At 63.8% G+C, this 21,953-nt stretch carries 11 protein-coding genes; 7 read left to right on the top strand and 4 right to left on the bottom strand.

Annotation, left to right across the window (positions count from 1 at the left end):
• Positions 1-140: 140 nt before the first annotated feature.
• The gene (locus tag JVX98_RS22840; protein WP_043625790.1) at positions 141-1,898 is read left to right on the top strand and encodes a glucan ABC transporter ATP-binding protein/ permease; all 1,758 of its coding nucleotides are present in this window, start codon (positions 141-143) and stop codon (positions 1,896-1,898) included.
• Between the two features lie 155 nt (positions 1,899-2,053).
• Positions 2,054-2,686 carry a LysE family translocator gene (locus JVX98_RS22835; RefSeq protein ID WP_205237499.1) on the top strand — a complete coding sequence of 211 codons (633 nt, stop codon included), beginning with the start codon at positions 2,054-2,056 and terminating at the stop codon, positions 2,684-2,686.
• Positions 2,687-2,715: 29 nt separating this feature from the next.
• On the opposite strand, the gene JVX98_RS22830 is transcribed toward JVX98_RS22835, so the two are convergent.
• The 3 genes from JVX98_RS22830 to JVX98_RS22820 form a co-directional block, all read right to left on the bottom strand.
• A complete protein-coding gene (locus tag JVX98_RS22830) occupies positions 2,716-3,870 on the bottom strand; it encodes an OpgC family protein (RefSeq protein WP_205237498.1) in 1,155 nt (384 codons plus the stop codon).
• Between the two features lie 264 nt (positions 3,871-4,134).
• Complete coding sequence (ndvB, locus tag JVX98_RS22825) at positions 4,135-12,762, bottom strand: cyclic beta-(1,2)-glucan synthase (protein WP_205237497.1); 8,628 nt, start codon at positions 12,760-12,762, stop codon at positions 4,135-4,137.
• Between the two features lie 360 nt (positions 12,763-13,122).
• The gene (locus JVX98_RS22820; RefSeq protein WP_205237496.1) at positions 13,123-14,016 is read right to left on the bottom strand and encodes a LysR family transcriptional regulator; all 894 of its coding nucleotides are present in this window, start codon (positions 14,014-14,016) and stop codon (positions 13,123-13,125) included.
• A 113-nt stretch (positions 14,017-14,129) separates the two neighbouring features.
• On the opposite strand from JVX98_RS22820, the gene JVX98_RS22815 reads away from it, so the two are divergent.
• The 4 genes from JVX98_RS22815 to JVX98_RS22800 all read left to right on the top strand — a co-directional run bounded on the left by JVX98_RS22815 (position 14,130) and on the right by JVX98_RS22800 (position 19,836).
• Positions 14,130-15,530, top strand: a complete 1,401-nt coding sequence (locus JVX98_RS22815; protein WP_205237495.1) for a VOC family protein — start codon at positions 14,130-14,132, stop codon at positions 15,528-15,530.
• A gap of 10 nt (positions 15,531-15,540) precedes the next feature.
• On the top strand, positions 15,541-16,962 hold the full coding sequence (locus JVX98_RS22810; protein WP_205237494.1) for an FAD-binding oxidoreductase: 1,422 nt from the start codon (positions 15,541-15,543) through the stop codon (positions 16,960-16,962).
• Between the two features lie 82 nt (positions 16,963-17,044).
• Positions 17,045-18,577: an aldehyde dehydrogenase family protein gene (locus tag JVX98_RS22805; protein WP_205237493.1), complete on the top strand. Its 1,533-nt coding sequence runs from the start codon at positions 17,045-17,047 to the stop codon at positions 18,575-18,577.
• A gap of 26 nt (positions 18,578-18,603) precedes the next feature.
• Positions 18,604-19,836, top strand: coding sequence for a pyridoxal phosphate-dependent aminotransferase (locus tag JVX98_RS22800; protein WP_205237492.1), 1,233 nt, complete (start codon positions 18,604-18,606; stop codon positions 19,834-19,836).
• 34 nt (positions 19,837-19,870) lie between these two features.
• Here the strand turns inward: JVX98_RS22800 and JVX98_RS22795 are convergent, their stop codons facing one another.
• On the bottom strand, positions 19,871-20,419 hold the full coding sequence (locus tag JVX98_RS22795; RefSeq protein WP_205237491.1) for a cupin domain-containing protein: 549 nt from the start codon (positions 20,417-20,419) through the stop codon (positions 19,871-19,873).
• Between the two features lie 149 nt (positions 20,420-20,568).
• On the opposite strand from JVX98_RS22795, the gene JVX98_RS22790 reads away from it, so the two are divergent.
• Positions 20,569-21,906, top strand: a complete 1,338-nt coding sequence (locus JVX98_RS22790) for an aspartate aminotransferase family protein (RefSeq protein WP_205237490.1) — start codon at positions 20,569-20,571, stop codon at positions 21,904-21,906.
• Positions 21,907-21,953 lie beyond the last annotated feature (47 nt).

Below are 21,953 nucleotides of genomic sequence, written 5' to 3'. Positions count from 1 at the left end.
GACCGTCTCAGCGCGGCCCCGAGTGTTCTACCAGCAGCGCGAAGCTTCAATCTTCGCCAAAGGGAACCTCGAGGACGCGGGTGCATCCGCCGCAGAAGGTCTGCGGCGCGTCAAATCCGGTACCCGGAAGGGGTGAGACAGTGTCATTGTTCCAGGTGTATGCAAGAGCGCTTCAGTATCTTGCGGTTCACAAGTTTCGCGTCTCAGCGATCGTTCTCGCCAACGTCGTTCTGGCAGCCATCACCATTGCCGAACCGATCCTGTTCGGACGCATCATCGACGCCATCTCGTCGAAGGGCGAAGTCACGCCGATGCTGCTCATGTGGGCAGGTCTCGGCGTCTTCAACACCGTCGCCTTCGTGCTCGTCGCCCGCGAGGCCGACCGGCTGGCCCATGGCCGCCGCGCCACGCTTTTGACGGAAGCCTTCGGCCGCATCGTTTCCATGCCGCTCGCCTGGCATAGCCAGCGCGGCACATCCAACGCGCTGCACACGCTGCTTCGCGCCTGCGAAACCCTCTTCGGTCTCTGGCTCGAATTCATGCGCCAGCACCTGGCGACCGCCGTCGCCCTCATTCTGCTCGTTCCGACCGCCTTTGCCATGGACGTGCGCCTGTCGCTCGTGCTCGTCGTTCTCGGCGCGCTCTATGTGGTGATCAGCAAGGTGGTGATGAGCCGCACCAAGGAAGGCCAGGCTTCGGTCGAGAACCACTACCACACGGTTTTTTCCCACGTTTCCGATGCGATCAGCAACGTTTCGGTCGTGCACAGCTACAACCGCATCGAGGCAGAAACCCGCGAGCTGAAGAAGTTCACCGAACGGCTGATCTCGGCCCAGTTCCCGGTTCTCGACTGGTGGGCGCTGGCAAGCGGGCTGAACCGCGTCGCCTCGACCATCTCGATGATGGCGATCCTCGTCATCGGTACCGTGCTGGTGCAGCGCGGCGAACTCGGCGTCGGCGAAGTCATCGCCTTCATCGGCTTTGCCAACCTGCTGATCGGCCGTCTCGACCAGATGAAGGCCTTCGTCACGCAGATCTTCGAGGCCCGTGCCAAGCTTGAGGACTTCTTCACCCTCGAAGATGCCGTGCGCGAACGCGACGAGCCGGCCGGTGCGACCGAACTGCCGGCGGTTGTCGGCGAGGTCGAGTTCCGCAACGTCTCCTTCGACTTTGCGAACACGAACCAGGGCGTGCACAACGTCTCGTTCACGGCCAAGGCCGGCCAGACGATCGCCATCGTCGGCCCGACCGGCGCCGGCAAGACCACGCTCGTCAACCTGTTGCAGCGCGTCCACGATCCGCGTGACGGTCAGATCCTGATCGACGGCAACGACATCTCGAAGGTGACGCGCAAGTCGCTGCGCCGTTCGATCGCCACTGTCTTCCAGGATGCGGGGCTGATGAACCGCTCGATCTCGGACAACATCCGCCTCGGCCGTGACGATGCGACGATCGAGGAAATCATGGCTGCCGCCGAAGCGGCTGCCGCCTGCGACTTCATCGAGGGCCGCACGACCGGTTACGACACGGTGGTCGGCGAGCGCGGCAACCGCCTGTCGGGCGGGGAACGCCAGCGCGTGGCCATCGCCCGCGCCATCCTGAAGAACGCGCCGATCCTGGTGCTCGACGAGGCGACCAGCGCGCTCGACGTCGAAACCGAAAACCGCGTGAAGGATGCGATCGACGCGCTGCGCAAGAACCGCACCACCTTCATCATCGCCCACCGCCTGTCGACGGTGCGCGAGGCGGACCTGGTCATCTTCATGGATCAGGGCCGGATCGTCGAGATGGGCGGCTTCAACGAGCTCAGCCAGAGCAACGGCCGCTTTGCCGCCCTGCTCCGTGCCAGCGGCATCCTGACGGACGACGATGTCCGCATGAGCCACACGGCAGCCTAGGACACGCGCTTCAAGCCAAGCGAACAAGCTTCAAGCCACCCGCAGCCAACTGCGGGTGGTTTTTTCGTTTCGGCGTCACTTGCATAGAGCGGACTTGCCATTCTGAGGAATGCTGGTATTCCGGAATTCCGGCTTCAATTCCAAGGGAACCACCAATGCCGGACATTTCCACGATCGCAGTTTTCGCCGCAGCAAGCCTCGTGCTCACCGCCACACCCGGTCCTGACATGATGCTGATTGCCTCTCGCAGCCTCAGCCAGGGACGTGCCGTCGGGTTTCTTACCTATGCTGGCATCGCGCTCGGCACCTATTGCCACGCGCTCGCCGCCGCACTCGGTCTGTCGCAGCTCGTAGTCACCGTTCCGATCGCCTATGAGATCGTCCGCTGGGCCGGCTGCGCCTATCTGCTTTATCTCGCCTGGAAAACCATCCGCTCGGATCCATTCGGCGCCTCCCCGATTGCAACCCTCAAGCGGCTTTCGGCCCGCCGGGTTTTCGGCGAGGGGCTGATGACGAACCTGCTCAATCCGAAGATGGCGCTCTTCGTGCTGGCCCTGTTTCCACAATTCGTCGACCCAGACGGCGGGTCGATGGTCCTGCAAATGCTGCTGCTTGCGACGGTTTTGAACGGGATCGGCCTGCTCGTGAACGGTTCGGTCATCCTCGTCGGCAGCCATCTGCGGGCAAGGCTCTCCGGGTTCCGGCGTTTCCCGAAACTGCCGAAATACCTTCTCGCCGGCGTGTTCACCGCCCTCGCCTGCCGCCTGGCCCTAGGTTCTCGAACCTGACACTGAAGCCCTGTGACGGGTGGTGTTTCTCACATCGCCCTTAGCGGCTTAGCCATGGCGATGCCGCGCAGCCATTCGAGATAATAGGCATAGACGAAGTGCAGCCCGATGCCGGCGACGACGAAGAGGCTGCCGATAACAGGGTTTTTCCCCGTCACGAACAGCAGCACCTGGCCGGACATCGCCAGGATCGTGCCAAAAATGAAGATCGGCAGGGAATGCCGGCCGACCACCGCCAGCGGATGATCGCTGTCGAGTTTGGCAAGGTTGCTGATCCGCGGCGTCACCGCGATGAGGTAGCCGAGCGCCAGCACATGCAGCAGTCGCGGCGTGGACAGAAAGGTCTTGTCGAAGCCCGTCAGAACGGCCGGAAGACCGAAGGAAAAATCGATGCTCCAGAACGAGAAGAGGACCCAGACGGCGGAAACCGCGAGATAGAGCCCGGAAAGCGCGATCAGCCAGGGCCAACGCGGCAGCCATCCGCCGTTGCGCACGTAGGTCATCATGACGACGCCGATGACGAACAGGAACTGCCAGGACCAGGGATTGAGAAACCAGTAGCCCTCGTCGAGGAAGTTCGACGGCACGAACTTGAAGATGCCCGCGGCGAGCCACAACGCGGCCGAGAGCACCAGCAGAAGTTTCTTGCTGACTCCATTCAGCCAGAGGATGCCCGGCAGCATCAGAAACAGCGCCGCATACATCGACAGGATGTTGTTGTAGCCGAGCTGATGGCCCAGGAGCACCATGGCGACGATGCCCTGCTCCGTCTGCTCCACCATCGGGCGGATATTGATCTCGCCGATCAGGTCCTGCCGCCCGAAATAGAGTGCGCCGCCGGCAAAGATCGCCAGCGTCACGATGCTGGTCATGATGTGGGCGACGTAGAGCGCCAGGGCCCGGCGCCATATTTTCAGCGTCATGGCCAGCCGTGCGCCGGAGACGAACTTGCCGCCATAGGCGATCCCGACCGAGAGGCCGGAGATCAGGACGAAGGCTTCGGCTGAATCGGAAAAGCCGAAGTTCTTGTGCGTCAGGTATTCGAGATATTGTCCGGGAACGTGATTGACGAAGATCGTCAGAAGACACAGCGCCCTGAAGACATCAAGGCGTGTGTCGCGCTCCTTCGGAACCAATCGGGCGGACATCGGCTCGACGCCACCCTGAAAAGTCTTTTGCAGCATGCGGTCCGTTATCCAGGATTTGGCGCCCCTGCCCCATCCCTGTTGAAACGGGCACCGACGTCCCGCTTTTCGCGCGATGCCCGGCACCATTAAGGAGAGCGGGATGTCAATGTGCTTGCGGTTTCCCGCCCACACCCCGCTCAGGAGATTTAGAGCACGACGCCCGGCCGTCGAGGTCGTGCCGCCCCGCATCTCCGCAAAGAAAAAACCGGCCTTGCCCTTGCGGGAACAAAGCCGGTTTCATCCTGTCTTCAATGCCGGCCGTTACAGCAAAATGCCTTCATGCGCGTTTTTTGTGACACTATTGTTGACGCTGACGATCGGCTCGCCACTTTTCTTGTCGCGCTCAACCGAAATCTTGTGCCGCGCGCCATTGAGCGTCACTTCGGCCGAGTAGCCATTCCAGGCCGCCGGCAGCACCGGCCGGATAACCAGTCTGTCACCCTGCCTGCGGATCCCGAGGATGCCTTCGACACCGACGCGGTAGAGCCAGCCGGCCGAACCGGTGTACCAGGTCCAGCCGCCGCGTCCCGCAAGGTCGCCTTCGCCGTAAATATCGGCGGCAACCACATAGGGCTCGACGCGGTAGTGTTCCGCCGCTTCGCGGCTTTCCGCATGGGAAACCGGATTCAGCATGTTGAACACGCGCCAGGCTTCTTCCGCCCTGCCCTGTTCGGCAAAGGCGAGCGCCACCCAGGTGGCCGCATGGGTATACTGCCCACCGTTCTCGCGCACGCCGGGCGGATAGGCCTTGATGTAGCCCGGATCCTGCGCCGTGCGCTCGAGCGGCGGCGTGAACAGCCGCACGATGTGCTGGTCCGGATCGACGAGTTCGGCCATGACCGCATCCATCGCCTTCAGCGACCGCTGCTCGTCGCCTTCGCCCGAGAGCACGCTCCAGGACTGGCCGATGGAATCGATCCGGCATTCGAGCGCTTCGCTGGTGCCGAGCGGGGTGCCGTCGTCGTAGTAGCCACGGCGATAGTAGTCGCCGTCCCAGCCCGCCGCGTTGAGCGCCGTCTTGAGCGCTTCGAGATGGGCTTCCCAACGGGTGATGCGGGCCTCGTCCTTGCGCTCGCGCGCATAGGGCAGGAAGCCGCGTAGCGTGCCTGCGAGGAACCAGCCGAGCCAGGTGCTTGTGCCCTTGCCGGCCTGGCCGACCCGGTTCATGCCGTCGTTCCAATCGCCGCCAAGGAACAGCGGCAGGCCGTTTTCGCCGGTCCGCTTGATCGCAAGATCGAGGGCACGGGCGCAATGCTCGTAAACGTCGCCAATCTCTTCGGAGATCTCCGGCTTGTAGAAGGCATCGTGCTGCCCTTCTTCCAGCGCCGGGCCGGTGATGAAGGCGATCCGTTCCGCCAGGATGTCGGAGGTGCCGGTCACCGTGCAATAGTGGGTGACGGCATGGGCGAGCCAGACGACGTCGTCGGAGATCATCGTGCGCACGCCCGCGCCGGTTCCCGGCAGCCACCAGTGCTGTACGTCGCCTTCGACGAACTGGCGCGCCGCGGCGTTGAGGATCTGCGCCCGGGCAAGCTCCGGCCGATGGATCAGGAACGCCAGCGTGTCCTGCAACTGGTCGCGGAAGCCGAAGGCTCCGCTCGCCTGGTAGAAGGCCGAGCGCGCCATGATGCGGCACCCGAGGCTCTGATAGGGCAGCCAGTTGTTGATCATGGCATCGAAAGCCGGATCCGGCGTTTCCACCTTCACGATGTCGGTGAAGTCGCGCCAGAACGACTTTGCTGCATCGAGCACGGTATCGAAAGCGGTTTGGCGCAGCTCGCCGACAACGGCGCGAAGCTGCTCTTCATTGTCGGCATCGCCGAGAATGAAGGTGACCTGCCGCTCGGCACCGGGCTCGATCGTCAGATCGGTGGCGACGACCGCGCAAGGATCGCCGTCGACATCGACGGAGCCCGAGAGATCCGCCCCCGAAAGCACGGCCTGCGGCACGAGGATGCCCCCGAGCGAACCGAGGAACTCCCGTCGGCTGGAGGTGTAGCCGGCCGCCTCGCCACCATCGACGGTGAAGAAGGCGGAACGCCCGCCGAAGTCGATGCTGTAGGGGTTGGTCGCCACCAGTGCCGACGTCTCTTCGTCCCACTTCGAGAGAATGAACGGCGCCGAGCGCGCGCGGTTGTTGCCAAGTACCCATTCGGCATAGCCGTAAAGCCTCAACTGCCGCGCCGTCGCCGCACGGTTGCGGATGGTAAGACGAACGAGCTTGACCGGCAGGCTGCGGTGCACCGTGTGGGTCGCCTCGATGTCGAGGTCGTCCTGGCTGCTGCGGAAGCGCGAGTAGCCGAGCCCGTGAACCGTCTCGAAGACGACCGAACGACGACGCGACAGCGCCGCATAGGGCGTCGACACCGAGCCGCTCGCCATATCGCGGATGAAGATCGCTTCGCCCGGACGGTTGATGACGGTGTCGTTGGTCCAAGGCGTCAGCTGGTAGTCGCGCGAATTGCGGCTCCAGGAGAAGGCAGCGCCTTCGGCCGAAACATGGAAGCCGAACTGCTCGTTGGAGATGACATTGATCCAGGGCTGCGGCGTCGCTTCGCCGCCGCGCAGGCGCACGACGTATTCACGTCCGCCTTCGGCAAAGCCGCCGAAACCGTTCCAGAAGGAGAGATCGTCGCCCTTGATCTCCGCCGGTGCGACATCTGCCGCTTCCTGCGGCGCCGCCAGGAGCGGACCGACGAACTCGCTGCTCTTTTCGGCACCCTTTACCGGCGCCGGCGAATAGAGCGAGTTGGCGCGGGCGATCTGGTCGGAGATCGTGCCGTTGCGGGCATGGAAGACGGCGCGCGAGGCCGACAGCAGCGTCGACCACGTCTCGGCTTCCATCAGGTCGCGGCGCACCGAGAAGATGTGCTGGCGCGGACCGTCCGAGAGGCCGCGAAGCCTCAGGTTCTCGCACATGGAATCGAGCGCGTGCTGCATGTCCTGGGCATAGGACGAGGCGCGCTCGTTGATGATGACGAGATCGGCGGTGATGCCGCGGGCGCGCAGGTATTCCTGGGCGCGCAACGCCTCGCGAGCGATGCCGAGATCGCCGTCGTCGTTGATGCGCAGGCAGAAGATCGGGTAGTCGCCCGAAATCGCCAGCGGCCAGAGCTTCGACTGGGAATCGAGGCCGGCCTGAACCGTCGCCGAATCGGCACGCAGATGCATGTCCGGATAGACGAGATAGCGGCCGAGCATCTGGAAGCTTGCCGCTTCCTGCGAGGTCACGCCGACATGGCGCATCTGCACCTGGCTGCGGGTCCAGGCGTGGATGAGCTCCTGGTTGAAGGTCTCGGGATGGCGGTAGCGATCGATCGCGCGATCGACCTCCTCGCGGCTTGGGGCAGCGATCGTCCAGAAGACGACGCTGACCTTCTTGCCGGCGGGTACGCGCACGACCCGGCGCAGCGACATGATCGGATCGAGCGTGAAGCCGTCCGTGCCCGAAAGCGCCGCATCCGTATCGAAGGCGGCGGCTTCGGCAAGCGTGCGGCCCGGGCCGATGAAGCGGCGACGGTCGGTCTCGGCTTCCGTATGGCGGTCGCTGCCGGCATTGTCGGTGACGAGATGCGCCACTTCCATGTCCGGATCGCTGGAGCTGCGCTTGTTGCGGCTGACACGAATGACGTCGCCGCGGCGGCTGATTTCCGTGCGCAGGAACATCTTCGAAAACGCCGGGTGGGCGCTGTCGGCCTCGTCGGTCGAAAGCACCGGCTCGGCATAGGAGGTCACTTCGATGAAGCGGTCCTGGGTGCCGGTGTTGAGCAGCATGACACGACGGCCTTCGGCATCGTGCTCCGTGGCGACGATGCACTCGACCTCGCTGGTGAGGTCGCCGACGGTCTTGACGAATTCCGCCTTGTCGTCGCCGAAGCGGGTCAGCATCTTCTCACCGACGGCACGCCGCGGCTCCGCGGTCGCCGACCACCAATCGCCGGTCGTCGTATCGCGCAGGAAGATGAAGGTGCCGGTACGGTCCTCGACCGGATCCGGTTTCCAGCGGGTGACGGACTGGCCGTTCCAGCGCGCATAACCCGCACCGTTGGCCGTCAGCATCACCGAGTAGTGGCCGTTGGAGAGAAACACGGTCTCGCGGTCCTGCGAAAGCGGGTTCTCGATGATGCGGACCTCAGGGCGCAGGAGATCGTCCTGGCCCTTGCCGACCGATTCCGGCTCGCGCTTGGCATTCATGATCGGAATGTCGCGCGGCGCCTTTTCCTGCAGCAGCAGTTCGGCAGCCTCGATCACCGGATCGGCGTGGAACCACTCGCGCAGGCGGCCATTGAAGACGACGTTGGCGACAGCCGCGATCGACATGCCATGGTGGTGCGCATAGTAGTTGCGAACGACCGCGCACTTCTGCCCCTCGGGCACGCGCGTCGGCGTGAAGTCGACGGCGTCGTGGTAGCCGTAGGCGCCGAGCGCGCCGACCTCGCGAAGACGCCCGAGGTTGGCGAGCGCCGACTTCGGATCGTACATGCAGGCGAGGATCGAGGCGTACGGCGCGATGACCGCGTTCTGGCCGAGACCACGCTTGAGGCCGAGCGTCGGCACACCGAAGTTGGTGTACTGGTAGGTCAGTTCGTGGTCGCGCGCGTTAAACGCCGCTTCCGAGATGCCCCACGGGGTGCCGAGGCGACGGCCGTGATTGATCTGCTCCTTCACGACCAGATTGTTGGTCTGGTTGAGGATACCGCCCTGACGCTCCTGCATGACCAGCGGCGGCATCAGATATTCGAACATCGAGCCGGACCAGGAGATCAGCGCGCCGCGCGCGCCGATCGGCACGATCGGTCGGCCGAGCTTGTACCAGTGCTCGGTCGGCAGATCGCCCTTGGCGATGGCAAACAGGCTGGTGAGACGCGCCTCCGACGCCAGAAGGTCGTAGCAAGCCTCGTCGAGCTCGTTGGCGTTGACGCGGAAGCCGATCGACAGCAGGCGCCGCTCCGGACGGAAGAGGAAGCCGAAATCCATCGAGAAGGCGATGTCGCGCGCCCGATCCTTCAGCACCAGCAGGCGCTGGCGCAGCGATTCGATTGCGCCGAGGTCGAAGACGCCATCGGCGATATGCGCTTCGCAGGTGGTGACGAGCGAGTTGGCCCACTTCGTCACTTCGCTGCTTTGCGGTGTGCGCACCTCGTGGTCGAGATTGACCGTGAGCTTGTGCATGTCGCGCGCCAGAACGGCCAGGTTGATCACACGGATCGAGGCGAACTCATGTTCGCGCATGATCGCGGCGAGCGCATTCTGGAAGCCGACGATGCGCTCCTCGATCAGGCGGCGCAACGGACGCACCGTCTTGCGGTCGTCGGGCAGGTCGCGCAGCACTTCCTGAAGGATCGCAGCGACGTCGCCGATGCCGATAAGGCTGCCCTGGACATGCGCCGACGGCGCTTCCGCCCAGTCGCGACACATTGACGACACGGCGATCAGATGACCGGCAAGATTGCCGCTGTCGACCGACGAAATGTAGCGCGGTTCCATGGTTTCGAGCGTGTTCGTCCGGTACCAGTTGAACAGGTGGCCGCGATATTTCGGCATCCGGTCGATGGTGGCGATCGTCTGCTCCAGGCGGTTGATCGTCTCCTCGAAGCCGATCCAGCCGAAATCGCGCGCCGACATGACGGAGAGCAGATAGACGCCGATATTGGTCGGCGACGTCCGCTCGGCGAGAACCGGCTGCGGCGTTTCCTGGAAGTTGTCCGGCGGCAGGAAGTGCTGCTCGGCAGTGACGAAGGTCTCGAAGTAGCGCCAGGTGCGGCGCGCGATCAGGCGCATCTCGTCGATCGCCTCGTCGGAAACGACGAGCTGGTCTTCTGTTTCAGCCGACTGGCTGACGAACCAGGCAACGGCGGGCGACAGCGCCCAGAGCAGCGCGAAGGGAATGCCGATGAACGGCAGGCCGGTGTCGGAAATCGCCGCAAGGGCCAGCGAGATCGCCGACAGCGCCGGCGCGATCCACATGGCGCGGTAATAGTCGCCAATGGTGCCGTGGCCGGCGCTTTGCACCTGCGCCGCCGTGCGCCATTCGAGCATCAGCTTGCCGCTGACGAAGGTGCGGTAGAGCGAACGCACGATGGCGTCGCCCATCATCGCCGCATTGTGGGCGATGAAGACGATGCGAAGAGCAACTTGCGCGTTGGCGGCGCGGACTTCGGTCAGGACCGCATGCAGGTGCGCGCGGGCGACGATGTCGTTGCGACGCGGCAGGAGGCCGTTGATCAGCGACAGGGTGGGGGCCACGAACAGGCTGAAGATCAGCACGATCTGCCAGATCAGCGCTTCGGTCGGCTCCATGTAGTACCAGCCCATGACCGAGGCGACGAGCCAGGCGAGCGGGATCAGCGAGCGACGCAGGTTGTCGTACATCTTCCAGCGACCGAGCATCGACAGCCCGTTCGAGAAATTGAAGATGTAGGGCAGGAGCTGCCAGTCGCCCCGCGCCCAGCGATGCTGGCGCGACATCTCGACCTCGTAGCGGGTCGGGAAGTCCTCGACGAGCTCGACGTCGGTGACGAGCGCACAGCGCACATAGGACCCTTCGAGCAGGTCGTGGCTGAGAACGGCGTTTTCCTGGATGCGTCCCTTCAGTGCCGCCTCGAAGGCGTCGACATGGTAGAGGCCCTTGCCGGTGAAGCTGCCTTCGCCGGCGATGTCCTGGTAGACGTCGGACACGGTGAAGACATAGGGGTCGATGCCGCGGTTGGAAGAGAAGATGCGCTGGAAGGCGGAGGCTTCGCTGCCGGTCGTCAGCGACGGCGTCACGCGCGGCTGCAACAGGCTGTAGCCGGCGATCACGTCCTGGGTCTTCGGATCGACCACCGGACGGTTGATCGGATGATACATCTTGCCGACGAGCTTCGTCACCGCGTCGCGCATCAGGCGCGTGTCGGAATCGAGCGTCATGACGTATTGCACGTTGTCCGGCACCGTGTTGGCGCCCTGCAGGAACGAGGTATCGCGGTCACCGCGCAGGAGCATGTTCAGCTCGTGCAGCTTGCCGCGCTTGCGCTCCCAGCCCATCCACACGCCTTCCTGCTCGTTATACAGGCGGCGGCGATGCAGCAGGTAGAAGCGGGTCTTGCCGTCATAGGCATAACGCGCCGAAAGCTGGGCGATCTCGCGCTTGGCATAGTCGAGCACGTCGGCGTCGGCGCTCGATTCCTCGTCTTTGCTGTCGGCCCAGTCGCTGACCAGCGCAAAGTAGATCTCTCCGCGCGGGTTGGCGAGGTAATGGACCTCGAGATTGCGCACCAGTTCGTCGACGTGATCGCGCTTGGAAATCAGGCACGGCACCGCAACGAGCGTGCGGGCGTCCTGAGGGATCCCCTCGAGGAACTCGTAGCCGACCAGCCGCGACGGTTTGACGAACAGCGTCACCAGCGTGTTGAACAGGCCCATCGCACCTTCCGAAGCCGGCAGCGCGAAGAGCAGCAGCATGATCAGCTTCGCGCCGTTCGGGATCTCCATCGGGCTGACGAAGGAATAGACGGCGATCATCGCCAGGATGGTCAGAAGGATGTTTGGCCCGGCGATCGCAAACCAGTCGAGCTTGCGGCTGAGGCGAATGATGCTCTGCAGCACCGACGGCCGGTAGCTGATCTTCTTTTCCAGCAGCTTGCGCTGCTTGCCGACGAGGAACGATCCGACATTCGGCTGTTGCAGCGGCGCTTCCGTCTCCGCCGCGACTTCCGCCTCGCGCACCATCTGGATGGCGATCTGCGTCACTTCGAATTCGCTGTGCCCCGAGCGGCGCGCCAGCTTTTCGATCGTGTCGCGGTACTTGTTGCGCGAGCCGAAATCGAGCGCCGCGTAGTCGGAACCTTCACGCAGTGCCGCGTCGATCTTGCTGACGCTTTCGAACCAGACGGCCCAGTCGGTGTCGTCGATCTCACGCAGGCTGCGGATGATGTTGCTCATCGTCGCGTTGCCGGACGACAGGCGGTTCTGCTCGGCGACCAGCGCGCTTTCGACGTCGCTGCCGCGTTTTTCAAGCTGTTCCTCGATCCAGCCGATGACGGCGCCCGAGGTCTGCGACCCATCGCGCATGCGGTAGAGCAGCTGCGCGACGAAGGTGTTGTCGGCCGCCAATGCCTCCGATTCCGCAAGCAGCGTGCGCGACTTTTCCGGATCGCTGAGACGAATGATCTGGTCGGCGACATCGTTGGCCTTGCGCCGCATGCCGCGCGAGCGTTCGACCCGGATGGCAATCCGGCGCAGGTTCTCGATCAGCACGAAGCGCAGGATCGAAGGCAAGGCCCAGAGTTCGCCGATCTTGAAAGTCTCGTGCTTCTGGAAGCCCTCGACCATCGCCGTGATGCTTTCACGCGTCACCGTGCTGTGGGTATGGGCAGCATAGAGCCAGGCGAGCGCCATGGTGCGCGGGATCACCGTGCCCGAAACCGAAAGCGTCGGGAGCTGGCGATAGAACCGGCGCGGGAAATCGCGTCGCACTTCTTGTATCGCCTCTTCGACGACGTGATGGTTGTCGAGCAGCCATTCGGCAGCCGGCGTGATCGTTGCGCCGGCTTCGACGTCCGCGGCCGTCGCCCGGTAGACGCGCAGGATCTCGTTCTCGTTCTCGCGATGCCGCGGACGGAACTCGAACGGGAAGAAACCCGGCAGCGAGGAGACACCCTTGGCCGCGAGATCCTCGCCGCATTGGCGGAGGTCCTCCATCGAGAAGAAGGTGGCGCGGATCGAATCGTTGTAATCGATCTGCTTCGCTTCCGGTTCGCGCGGAGAGGTGGGCGGCGTAGTTTGGAGCTGCATGGGTACGGGTTCTGAATCCAACCGGGGTTGATCGGCCCGGCCCTCGTCGGGGTGCCGGGTTGGCTGCGGACCTGAGAAATCAGGCTGAGCCGGCGCGTTGCTAGACACGGTCATGTGTCCTCCCATCCACCGTCATTTCCCGGGAAACCGGGACCTGGCGGTAACAGGCACCGCCCACGACTGGGCATCGGAGATCGCAAAGCCGGCGGCGCATTGGTTTTCAAGGCCGCGTGATGCATGAAAATGGCATTTTTTAGCCGTGGTGCCAACAGCTTGCAAGGATTGCTCATACAAGATTGGTCGATTTGCGCACAGACGAAACAGGCCGGAACAGGCCGCTGGACGCGCCCCCAATGGCACTAGGATACAGCTCTCTCAAACGCCCTCTTTCAAGCTTCATGCGGGTGGCAGACGAGGCGAAACGTGATGGGGGCGAGGAAGGTTCCCACGAATTTTCGACAAAACGTCGATCGGTCAGCCCACCTGCTCGGTAATCCACTCGCGAAACGCCAGGCTGATCGGGTTTTCGAGCTTGCCCTCGGGCACCGCGAGATAATAGCTGTTTTCCGTCTGCATCGGCCGGTCGAGCACGATCCGCAGCGTGCCGGCGGCAATCTCCTGCTCGATCAGATAGCGCGGCAGAAGCGCAAAACCGAGGCCGGCGGTCGCCGCCTCGATCACCATGGAGAACTGGTCAAAGCGGTTGCCGCGATAGGCCCCTCGCCCGTCCATGTCGTTGGCCTCGAACCATTGCGCCCAGAGTTTGGGCCGGGTGGCCAGATGCAGGAGCGGACCGGCGACCAGATCTTCCGGGGTTGCGATCGGATGGTCGGCGAGCAGGGCAGGGCTTGCGGCCGGCACGATGATCTCGCTGCAGAGATAGCTGCAGGTGGCGCGTGCCCAGACCGGCTGGCCATAATGAATGGCGAGATCGAAATTCTGCTCTTCGAAATCGAACGGCGCCGAGCGCGAGGCGATGTTGATCACCGTGTCCGGATAACGTTTGAGGAAATCGGGAAGCCGCGGCACCAGCCAGCGGCTGCCGAAGGTCGGCAACGACGCGATCGAGAGCGTCGAATCCGCCCGGGCAGACGCCATCGCCCGCACCATCAGCTCCTCGGTCTGGTTGAGCAGACGGCGCACCTCCGGCAGAAACTTCTGGCCGGCATCGGACAGGATCACCCGCTGGCGCACGCGCTCGAACAGGAGCACGCCGAGCTGGTTTTCGAGATCCTTGATCTGGCGGCTGACGGCGCTCTGGGTAAGGTTCAGCTCGGCGGCGGCCTGCGTGAAGCTGCCGTGTCGCGCCGCGCATTCGAACGCCTGCAGCGTCGTCACGTCGGGAACCAGTCTGCGGCTCAACTTCATTCCGCCCTCGCATCAACATAGTCAGAAGCAACGCAATCAATGGCCAGATCGATCGGATATGATCCGAAATGAGAATGACCTTGTCCTTCACCCATAGCGCGAGGCGAGCCCCAGTGAAAGAGAATAGTTTCGTATCCGCCGACGACATCCGCTCGGCCTTTTCCGCAGCCATGTCGGTCATGTACCGCGAAGAGGTGCCGGCTTACGGCACGCTGATGGAGCTGGTCGCCAAGGTCAACGACGATACGCTCGCCGCCGATCCCAAGCTGAAGGAGCGCCTCGACGCGACGGATACGCTCGACCGCATCTCCGAGGAACGCCACGGTGCGATCCGGCTCGGCACGCCTGCCGAACTTGCGATGATGCGCCGCGTATTCGCCGTCATGGGCATGTACCCGGTCGGCTACTATGATCTCTCGACTGCCGGCGTTCCGGTTCACTCCACCGCCTTCCGTCCGGTCGGCGACGCCGCGCTGAAGCGCAACCCGTTCCGCGTGTTCACCTCGCTGCTGCGCCTCGACCTGATCGCCGACGAAGCGCTGCGCGCCGAAGCCGACGTCATTCTGGCTGCACGCCAGATCTTCACGACGGGCGCCGTCGAACTCACGGAAAAGGCCGAGCGCGACGGTGGTCTCGACAAGGCCGATGCCGAGCGCTTCGTTTCCGAAGTACTAGAAACCTTCCGTTGGCACGACCAGGCCAATGTCAGCCCTGACATGTACAAGCGCCTGCATGACGCCCATCGCCTGATCGCCGACGTCGTCTCCTTCAAGGGCCCGCACATCAATCATCTCACGCCGCGCACGCTCGACATCGACAAGGTGCAGGCGCTGATGCCGGAATACGCGATTGCCCCGAAGGCCGTCGTCGAGGGTCCGCCGACCCGCAAGTGCCCGATCCTCTTGCGCCAGACCTCGTTCAAGGCGCTCGAAGAGGCGGTCTCCTTCAAAAACGCCGATGGCACCTGGAAGGAAGGTTCGCACACCGCCCGCTTCGGCGAGATCGAACAGCGTGGCATCGCGCTGACCCCGAAGGGCCGCGCGCTCTATGACGACTTGCTCGACGCCTCGCGCAAGATCGTTCGGCCGGCCGCCGACGGTTCCAACGCCCGCGAATACGAAGCGGCGCTTGCAGGGGCCTTCGAGCCGTTCCCGGACACCTGGGCAGGCATCCGCGAAGCCGGACTCGGCTATTTCAGCTATTCGCTGACGGAAAAAGGCCGCAAGGCTGGCATCTCTGCTGCACGCGACATCGAAGCGCTGATCGCAGCCGGCCTCGTTCAGTTCGACGCGATCGTCTACGAAGACTTCCTGCCGGTCAGCGCCGCGGGTATCTTCCAGTCGAACCTCGGTGACGGCGCCCAGCAGGACTTTGTTGCCAGCCCGAACCAGAAGCGCTTCGAGAGCGATCTCGGCGCGACCGTGCTCAACGAGTTCGATCATTATGCCGGCATCGAGCAGGCTTCGATCGAAAGCTGCCTCCGGGTCTTGACCGGCGCCATCGCTGCGGAATGATACTGATCCTATGATCGATCAACTGCACATCGACGCGCTCACTGGCATCCTTGGAGACAAGGGTGTCTTGACGCGTCCTGAAGACCTGGAAGCCTATGAGACCGGCGCGCGCTACGATCGCGGCCGGACCTCGCTCGTTCTGCGGCCGGCAACGACCGAAGAGGTCTCTGCTGCCGTCGCCTACTGCGTTGCGAACGGCATTGCGCTGATCCCGCAGTCGGGCAACACCGGGCTTGTCTCCGGTTCGACCCCGGATCAGTCGGGCGACGAAGCCATCCTCAGCCTCGACCGGCTGGCAAAGCGGTTCGAACTCGACCTCGACAACCGCTCTGTGCGGCTCGACGCCGGTTTCCGGCTGTCCGATCTCAACCGGCGGCTGGAAGAACACGGCCTGTTCTTCCCGATCGATCTCGGCGCCGACCCGCGCATCGGCGGCATGATCGCCACCAATACCGGCGGTTCGCGGTTCCTCAAATACGGCGACGTGCGCCGCAACACGCTCGGCCTCAAGGTCGTGCTTGGCGACGCGGACGGAACCGTGCTCGACCTGCAATGCGACCTGCGCAAGAACAACACCGGCGTCGACTGGAAGCAGATCTTCGTCGGCACCTCGGGCGCCTTCGGCATCGTCACCGAATGCGTGCTCAACCTCGAGCGTCTGCCGCAACAGACGGCAACCGCACTGCTGGTTCCGGCAAGCGGCGCCCATGTGCTGCCTCTGCTGCGCGCCATGGAAGAACGCCTCGGCGCTTATCTTTCGGCCTTCGAGGGCATGTCGAAGAACGCCGTAACGGCCGCCTTTGCCCATGTGCCGTCGCTGAAGAACCCGTTCCAGGGCGGTAACGTCCCTGACTACGTCATCCTCGCCGAAATCAGCCGCACCTGGGCACCGCGCGAGGGCGAGCAGTCACTCGACGCCGTGCTGGAGACGGCGCTCGCCGAGATCTGGGAGATGGAGGAGGCACCACTCGCCGATGCCTTCGTCGGCCCGCCGCACGAGATCTGGGCGCTGCGCCACGCTCTGTCCGAGGGCGTCAAGCATCTCGGCAAGCTGATCGCCTTTGACGTCTCCTTCCGAAGGGGTGACATCATGGCCTTCTGCGACCATATGAAGGCCGAAATGCCCTCGAAATTCCCTGATGTCACCGTCTGCGATTTCGGTCATATCGGCGACGGCGGTGTGCACTTCAACCTCGTCGTGCCGAAGGACAGCGACCTTCTCAAGGACGAGACGTTCGAACCGCGGCTGCGCGAGTGGGTTTTCGCAGTCGCCGTCGAGGAGTATCACGGCAGCTTCAGCGCGGAACATGCGATCGGCCGCCGCAATCAGGCCTATTACGACTTTTATACACCAGACAAACTCAAGGACATGGCCGCGGGCCTGAAGACGCTGACCTCGCCGGGAAAGCTCGGCAGCGTGCGTTTCGGATAGGCCAGAGCGAAATACTGTGTGCGGTTTTCCGCCCCATACCGCTCCATCGAATGATCTAAACCAATAAGACGGGAGTCAGACCATGAACATCGCAACCAAGAAAGTCGACGTGACCAAGGAAGCCGCAGCGCTTCTCGAAAAGATGGGCGTCGCCAAGGAACTCTACACCGGCGGCGACATGCCGTCCTTCAGCCCGGTTACCGGCGAAAAGATCGGCAACCTCAAGACGGTTTCGGCTGCTGAAGCTGCCGCCAAGATCGAAAAGGCCCATGAAGCCTTCAAGGCCTGGCGCCTGGTTCCGGCGCCGAAGCGCGGCGAACTGATCCGCCTGCTCGGCGAAGAACTGCGCGCCTTCAAGTCTGACCTTGGCCGCCTGGTTTCGATCGAAGCCGGCAAGATCACCTCGGAAGGCCTCGGCGAAGTCCAGGAAATGATCGACATCTGCGATTTCGCAGTCGGCCTTTCCCGCCAGCTCTACGGCCTGACCATCGCCACCGAGCGTCCCGGCCACCGCATGATGGAAACCTGGCACCCGCTCGGCGTCGTCGGCGTCATCTCGGCCTTCAACTTCCCGGTCGCCGTCTGGTCGTGGAACGCCGCCCTTGCCATCGTCTGCGGCAACTCCGTCGTCTGGAAGCCGTCTGAAAAGACGCCGCTCACGGCGCTTGCCTCGCAGGCGATCTTCGAGCGCGCACTCGCCCGCTTCGGCGATGCGCCGGAAGGCCTGTCGCAGGTCCTGATCGGCGACCGCACCGTCGGTGAAGTTCTCGTCGACAACCCGAAGTTACCGCTCGTTTCGGCAACCGGCTCGACCCGCATGGGCCGCGACGTCGGTCCGCGCCTTGCCAAGCGCTTCGCCCGCGCGATCCTCGAACTCGGCGGCAACAATGCCGGCATCGTCTGCCCGTCGGCCGATCTCGACATGGCGCTGCGCGCCATCGCCTTCGGCGCCATGGGCACCGCCGGCCAGCGTTGCACCACCATGCGTCGCCTGTTCGTGCATGAAAGCGTCTACGACCAGCTCGTGCCGCGCCTGAAGAAGGCCTACGGTTCGGTCTCCGTCGGTAACCCGCTCGAAACCACCGCCCTCGTTGGCCCGCTCGTCGACAAGGCCGCCTTCGACGGCATGCAGAAGGCGATCGCTGAGGCGAAGTCGCATGGTGGCACCGTCACCGGCGGCGAGCGCGTCGAGCTCGGCTACGACAACGGCTACTACGCCAAGCCCGCTCTGGTCGAAATGCCCAAGCAGGCCGGGCCGGTTCTCGAAGAAACCTTCGCGCCGATCCTCTACGTCATGAAGTACAGCGACTTCGACGCCGTCGTTGCCGATCACAATGCGGTCGCAGCCGGCCTGTCGTCCTCGATCTTCACCCGCGACATGCAGGAATCGGAACGCTTCCTCGCCGTCGACGGTTCGGATTGCGGCATCGCCAACGTCAACATCGGCACCTCGGGCGCTGAAATCGGTGGCGCCTTCGGCGGTGAGAAGGAAACCGGCGGCGGCCGCGAATCCGGTTCGGACTCGTGGAAGGCCTACATGCGCCGCGCCACCAACACGGTGAACTATTCGAAGGCTCTGCCGCTGGCGCAGGGCGTGTCGTTCGACATCGAATAATCGGCGCACCCAGGTAGGTAGAGACCATGACTATCAACCAAACGGTCAAGGAGGCGGGCTTTGAGCCCGCCTCGCGGATCTCCTCGATCGGAGTGTCCGAAATCCTCAAGATCGGCGCCCGCGCGCAAGCCATGAAGCGCGAAGGCAAGCCGGTGATCATCCTCGGTGCGGGCGAGCCGGATTTCGACACGCCCGACTTCGTCAAGGACGCCGCCTGCGAAGCGATCAAGCGCGGCGACACCAAGTACACCGCGCTCGACGGCACACCGGAGCTGAAGAAGGCGATCCGAGAGAAATTCCAACGTGAAAACGGCCTTGCCTACGAGCAAGACGAGATCACGGTTTCGACCGGCGCCAAGCAGATCCTGTTCAACGCCATGATGGCGTCGATCAACCCCGGCGACGAAGTGGTCATCCCGACGCCCTACTGGACCTCCTATTCGGATATCGTCCAGATCTGCGAAGGCAAGCCGGTGCTGATCCCCTGTGACGCCTCCTCCGGCTTCCGGCTGACGGCCGACAAGCTCGAAGCGGCAATCACACCGAAAACGCGCTGGGTGCTCTTGAATTCGCCGTCAAATCCGTCGGGTGCCGCCTATAGCGCGAGCGACTATCGGCCGCTGCTCGACGTGCTCCTCAAGCATCCGCATGTATGGCTGCTGGTCGACGACATGTACGAGCACATCGTCTATGACGGCTTCCGCTTCGTCACGCCGGCCCAGCTCGAGCCCCGGCTCAAGGACCGCACGCTGACGGTCAACGGCGTCTCCAAGGCCTATGCCATGACCGGCTGGCGCATCGGCTATGCCGGCGGCCCGCGTGACCTGATCAAGGCGATGGCCGTGGTCCAGAGCCAGGCGACCTCCTGCCCCTCCTCCGTCAGCCAGGCCGCTTCCGTTGCCGCGCTGACCGGCCCGCAGGAGTTCCTCAAGGAACGCACCGCCAGCTTCCAGCGCCGCCGCGATCTCGTCGTCAATGGCCTCAACGCCATCGATGGTCTCGATTGCCGCGTTCCGGAAGGTGCTTTCTACACCTTCTCCGGCTGCGCCGGCATGCTCGGCAAGGTCACGCCGTCGGGCAAGACGATCGCAACGGATACGGACTTCTGCGCCTACCTGCTCGACGACGCCCATGTCGCCGTCGTTCCGGGCTCGGCCTTCGGTCTCTCGCCGTTCTTCCGCATCTCCTATGCGACCTCTGAAGCGGAACTGAAGGAAGCGCTGAAGCGCATCGCAGACGCCTGCGCGCGGCTTTCGTGACGAACTCCGGACGGCGCCTCGGCGCCGTCCGCCCTCAAAACGTCGGCGGCGTACAAGCGCTGATCACTTCGCAGGGCACCGGCCCGACGCAGCGAAAACGATGCGGCCGCCGGCTTTCAAAATAATAGGCATCCCCCGGTCCCAGGATCCGCCGCTCATCGTCGACGGTGACCTCGATACGGCCCGACAACACGATGCCCCCCTCCTCGCCGTCATGCACCAGCGGCACCTTTCCGGTATCGGCGCCCGGCTGATAGACCTCCTTCAGGATCTGCAGGCTGCGGCCGAAGAGATTTTCGCCGATCTGCCGGTAGGAGATCGGCCCCTTGCCGATCTCGACCAGTTCCTCCGCCGCATAGAACGCCTTGCGCGGCTTCTCCGGCTCGAAGGAGAAGAACTCCGCAAGCCCGATCGGAATGCCGTCGAGAATACGCTTCAGCGCACCGACGGAAGGATTGGAGGCGTTCGACTCGATCAGCGAGATCGTCGAATTGGTGACGCCGGCGCGCTTGGCCAGTTCGCGCTGCGACAGAGTGTGCATCAGGCGGAGATGACGAAGCCGGTTTCCGATATCGACGGTCATATGATCCGAACCCTTGGTGTTCAGGTTGTTCGAAATAGCGCAAACACGCTGAAACAGCGTGATGTATTTCAATGACTTAACTGACAGCAGAAAAGGACTTGTTTGGCAAATCAAATCATGGCGTCAATCGCCAACCTCAGGAGGATGCCATGAACCAGCACACCAAACCCAACGCCCCCGTTCTCGACAGCTATTGGATGCCGTTTACCGCCAACCGGCAGTTCAAGCAGGCCCCGCGCCTGCTGGCCTCGGCCGAGGGCATGCACTACACCAGCACCGATGGCCGCACGATCCTCGACGGTACCGCCGGGCTCTGGTGTGTGAATGCCGGCCATGGCCGCCGCCAAATCGCCGCTGCCGTCGAGCGCCAGCTCTCGACGATGGATTTCGCCCCCTCCTTCCAGATGGGCCACCCGATCGCCTTCGACTTCGCCGAGCGCCTCGCCGAAATCGCTCCGGGGCCTGAAGGACAGAAGCTCGACCGCGTGTTCTTCACCGGCTCCGGTTCGGAATCGGTCGACACGGCGCTCAAGATCGCGATCGCCTACCAGCGTGCGATCGGCCAGGGCACCCGCACGCGCCTCATCGGCCGCGAGCGCGGTTATCACGGTGTCGGCTTCGGCGGCATTTCGGTCGGCGGTATCCTCAACAACCGCCGCGTCTTCCCGCAGCTTCCCGGTTCCGACCACCTGCGCCACACTCATGACCCCGCCAAGAACGCCTTCGTCAAGGGCCAGCCCGAGCACGGCGTCGAGCTTGCCGACGATCTCGAGCGGCTGGTGGCGCTGCACGGCGCCGAGACCATCGCCGCCTGCATCGTCGAGCCGGTCGCCGGCTCGACCGGCGTGCTCATCCCCCCGAAGGGCTATCTCGAGCGCCTGCGCGCCATCTGCGACAAGCACGGCATCCTCCTGATCTTCGACGAGGTCATCACCGGCTTCGGCCGCCTGGGCGCAGCCTTCGCGACCGACTTCTTCGGCGTGACCCCCGACATGGTGACGGCGGCCAAGGGCCTCACCAACGGCGCGATCCCGATGGGCGCGGTCTTTGCCAGCCGCAAGGTGCATGACGCGCTGATGCACGGTCCGGAAAACGCGATCGAGCTTTTCCACGGCTACACCTACTCCGGCCATCCGGCCGCCTGCGCCGCCGGTATCGCGACGCTTGACATCTACCGCGACGAGGGCCTGATGACCCGCGCCGTCGAGCTCCAGGACGCCTGGCACGATGCCATGCATTCGCTGAAGGGCCTGCCCAACGTCATCGATATCCGCACGATCGGCCTGATCGCCGGCATTGAGCTGCAGTCGCGCGACGGCGCAATCGGTGCCCGCGCCTACGACGTCTTTGTTGATTGCTTCGAGAAGGGTCTGCTGATCCGCGTCACCGGCGACATCATCGCCTTCTCGCCGCCGTTGATCGCCGAAGAGAAGCACTTTGGCGAGATCGTCTCGATCCTTGGCGACGCTCTGAAGCGCGCCAAGTAAGTCGAAACGCCGCAAATCAAAACAATGCCGCTGCCGAAGATCTCGGC

The organism is Ensifer sp. PDNC004 (assembly GCF_016919405.1).
In the GTDB taxonomy this organism is placed as follows: Bacteria; Pseudomonadota; Alphaproteobacteria; order Rhizobiales; family Rhizobiaceae; genus Ensifer.
The sequence above is the reverse complement of the archived record's forward strand: the minus strand, read 5'-3'. Positions and strand labels throughout refer to the sequence as shown.

Excerpts from the sequence above, each read along its gene's own strand:
- JVX98_RS22835 (WP_205237499.1), top strand. The coding sequence starts at position 2,054 with ATGCCGGACATTTCCACGATCGCAGTTTTCGCCGCAGCAAGCCTCGTG.
- JVX98_RS22830 (WP_205237498.1), bottom strand. The coding sequence starts at position 3,870 with ATGCTGCAAAAGACTTTTCAGGGTGGCGTCGAGCCGATGTCCGCCCGA.
- ndvB (WP_205237497.1), bottom strand. The coding sequence starts at position 12,762 with ATGACCGTGTCTAGCAACGCGCCGGCTCAGCCTGATTTCTCAGGTCCG.
- JVX98_RS22820 (WP_205237496.1), bottom strand. The coding sequence starts at position 14,016 with ATGAAGTTGAGCCGCAGACTGGTTCCCGACGTGACGACGCTGCAGGCG.
- JVX98_RS22810 (WP_205237494.1), top strand. The coding sequence starts at position 15,541 with ATGATCGATCAACTGCACATCGACGCGCTCACTGGCATCCTTGGAGAC.
- JVX98_RS22805 (WP_205237493.1), top strand. The coding sequence starts at position 17,045 with ATGAACATCGCAACCAAGAAAGTCGACGTGACCAAGGAAGCCGCAGCG.
- JVX98_RS22800 (WP_205237492.1), top strand. The coding sequence starts at position 18,604 with ATGACTATCAACCAAACGGTCAAGGAGGCGGGCTTTGAGCCCGCCTCG.
- JVX98_RS22795 (WP_205237491.1), bottom strand. The coding sequence starts at position 20,419 with ATGACCGTCGATATCGGAAACCGGCTTCGTCATCTCCGCCTGATGCAC.
- JVX98_RS22790 (WP_205237490.1), top strand. The coding sequence starts at position 20,569 with ATGAACCAGCACACCAAACCCAACGCCCCCGTTCTCGACAGCTATTGG.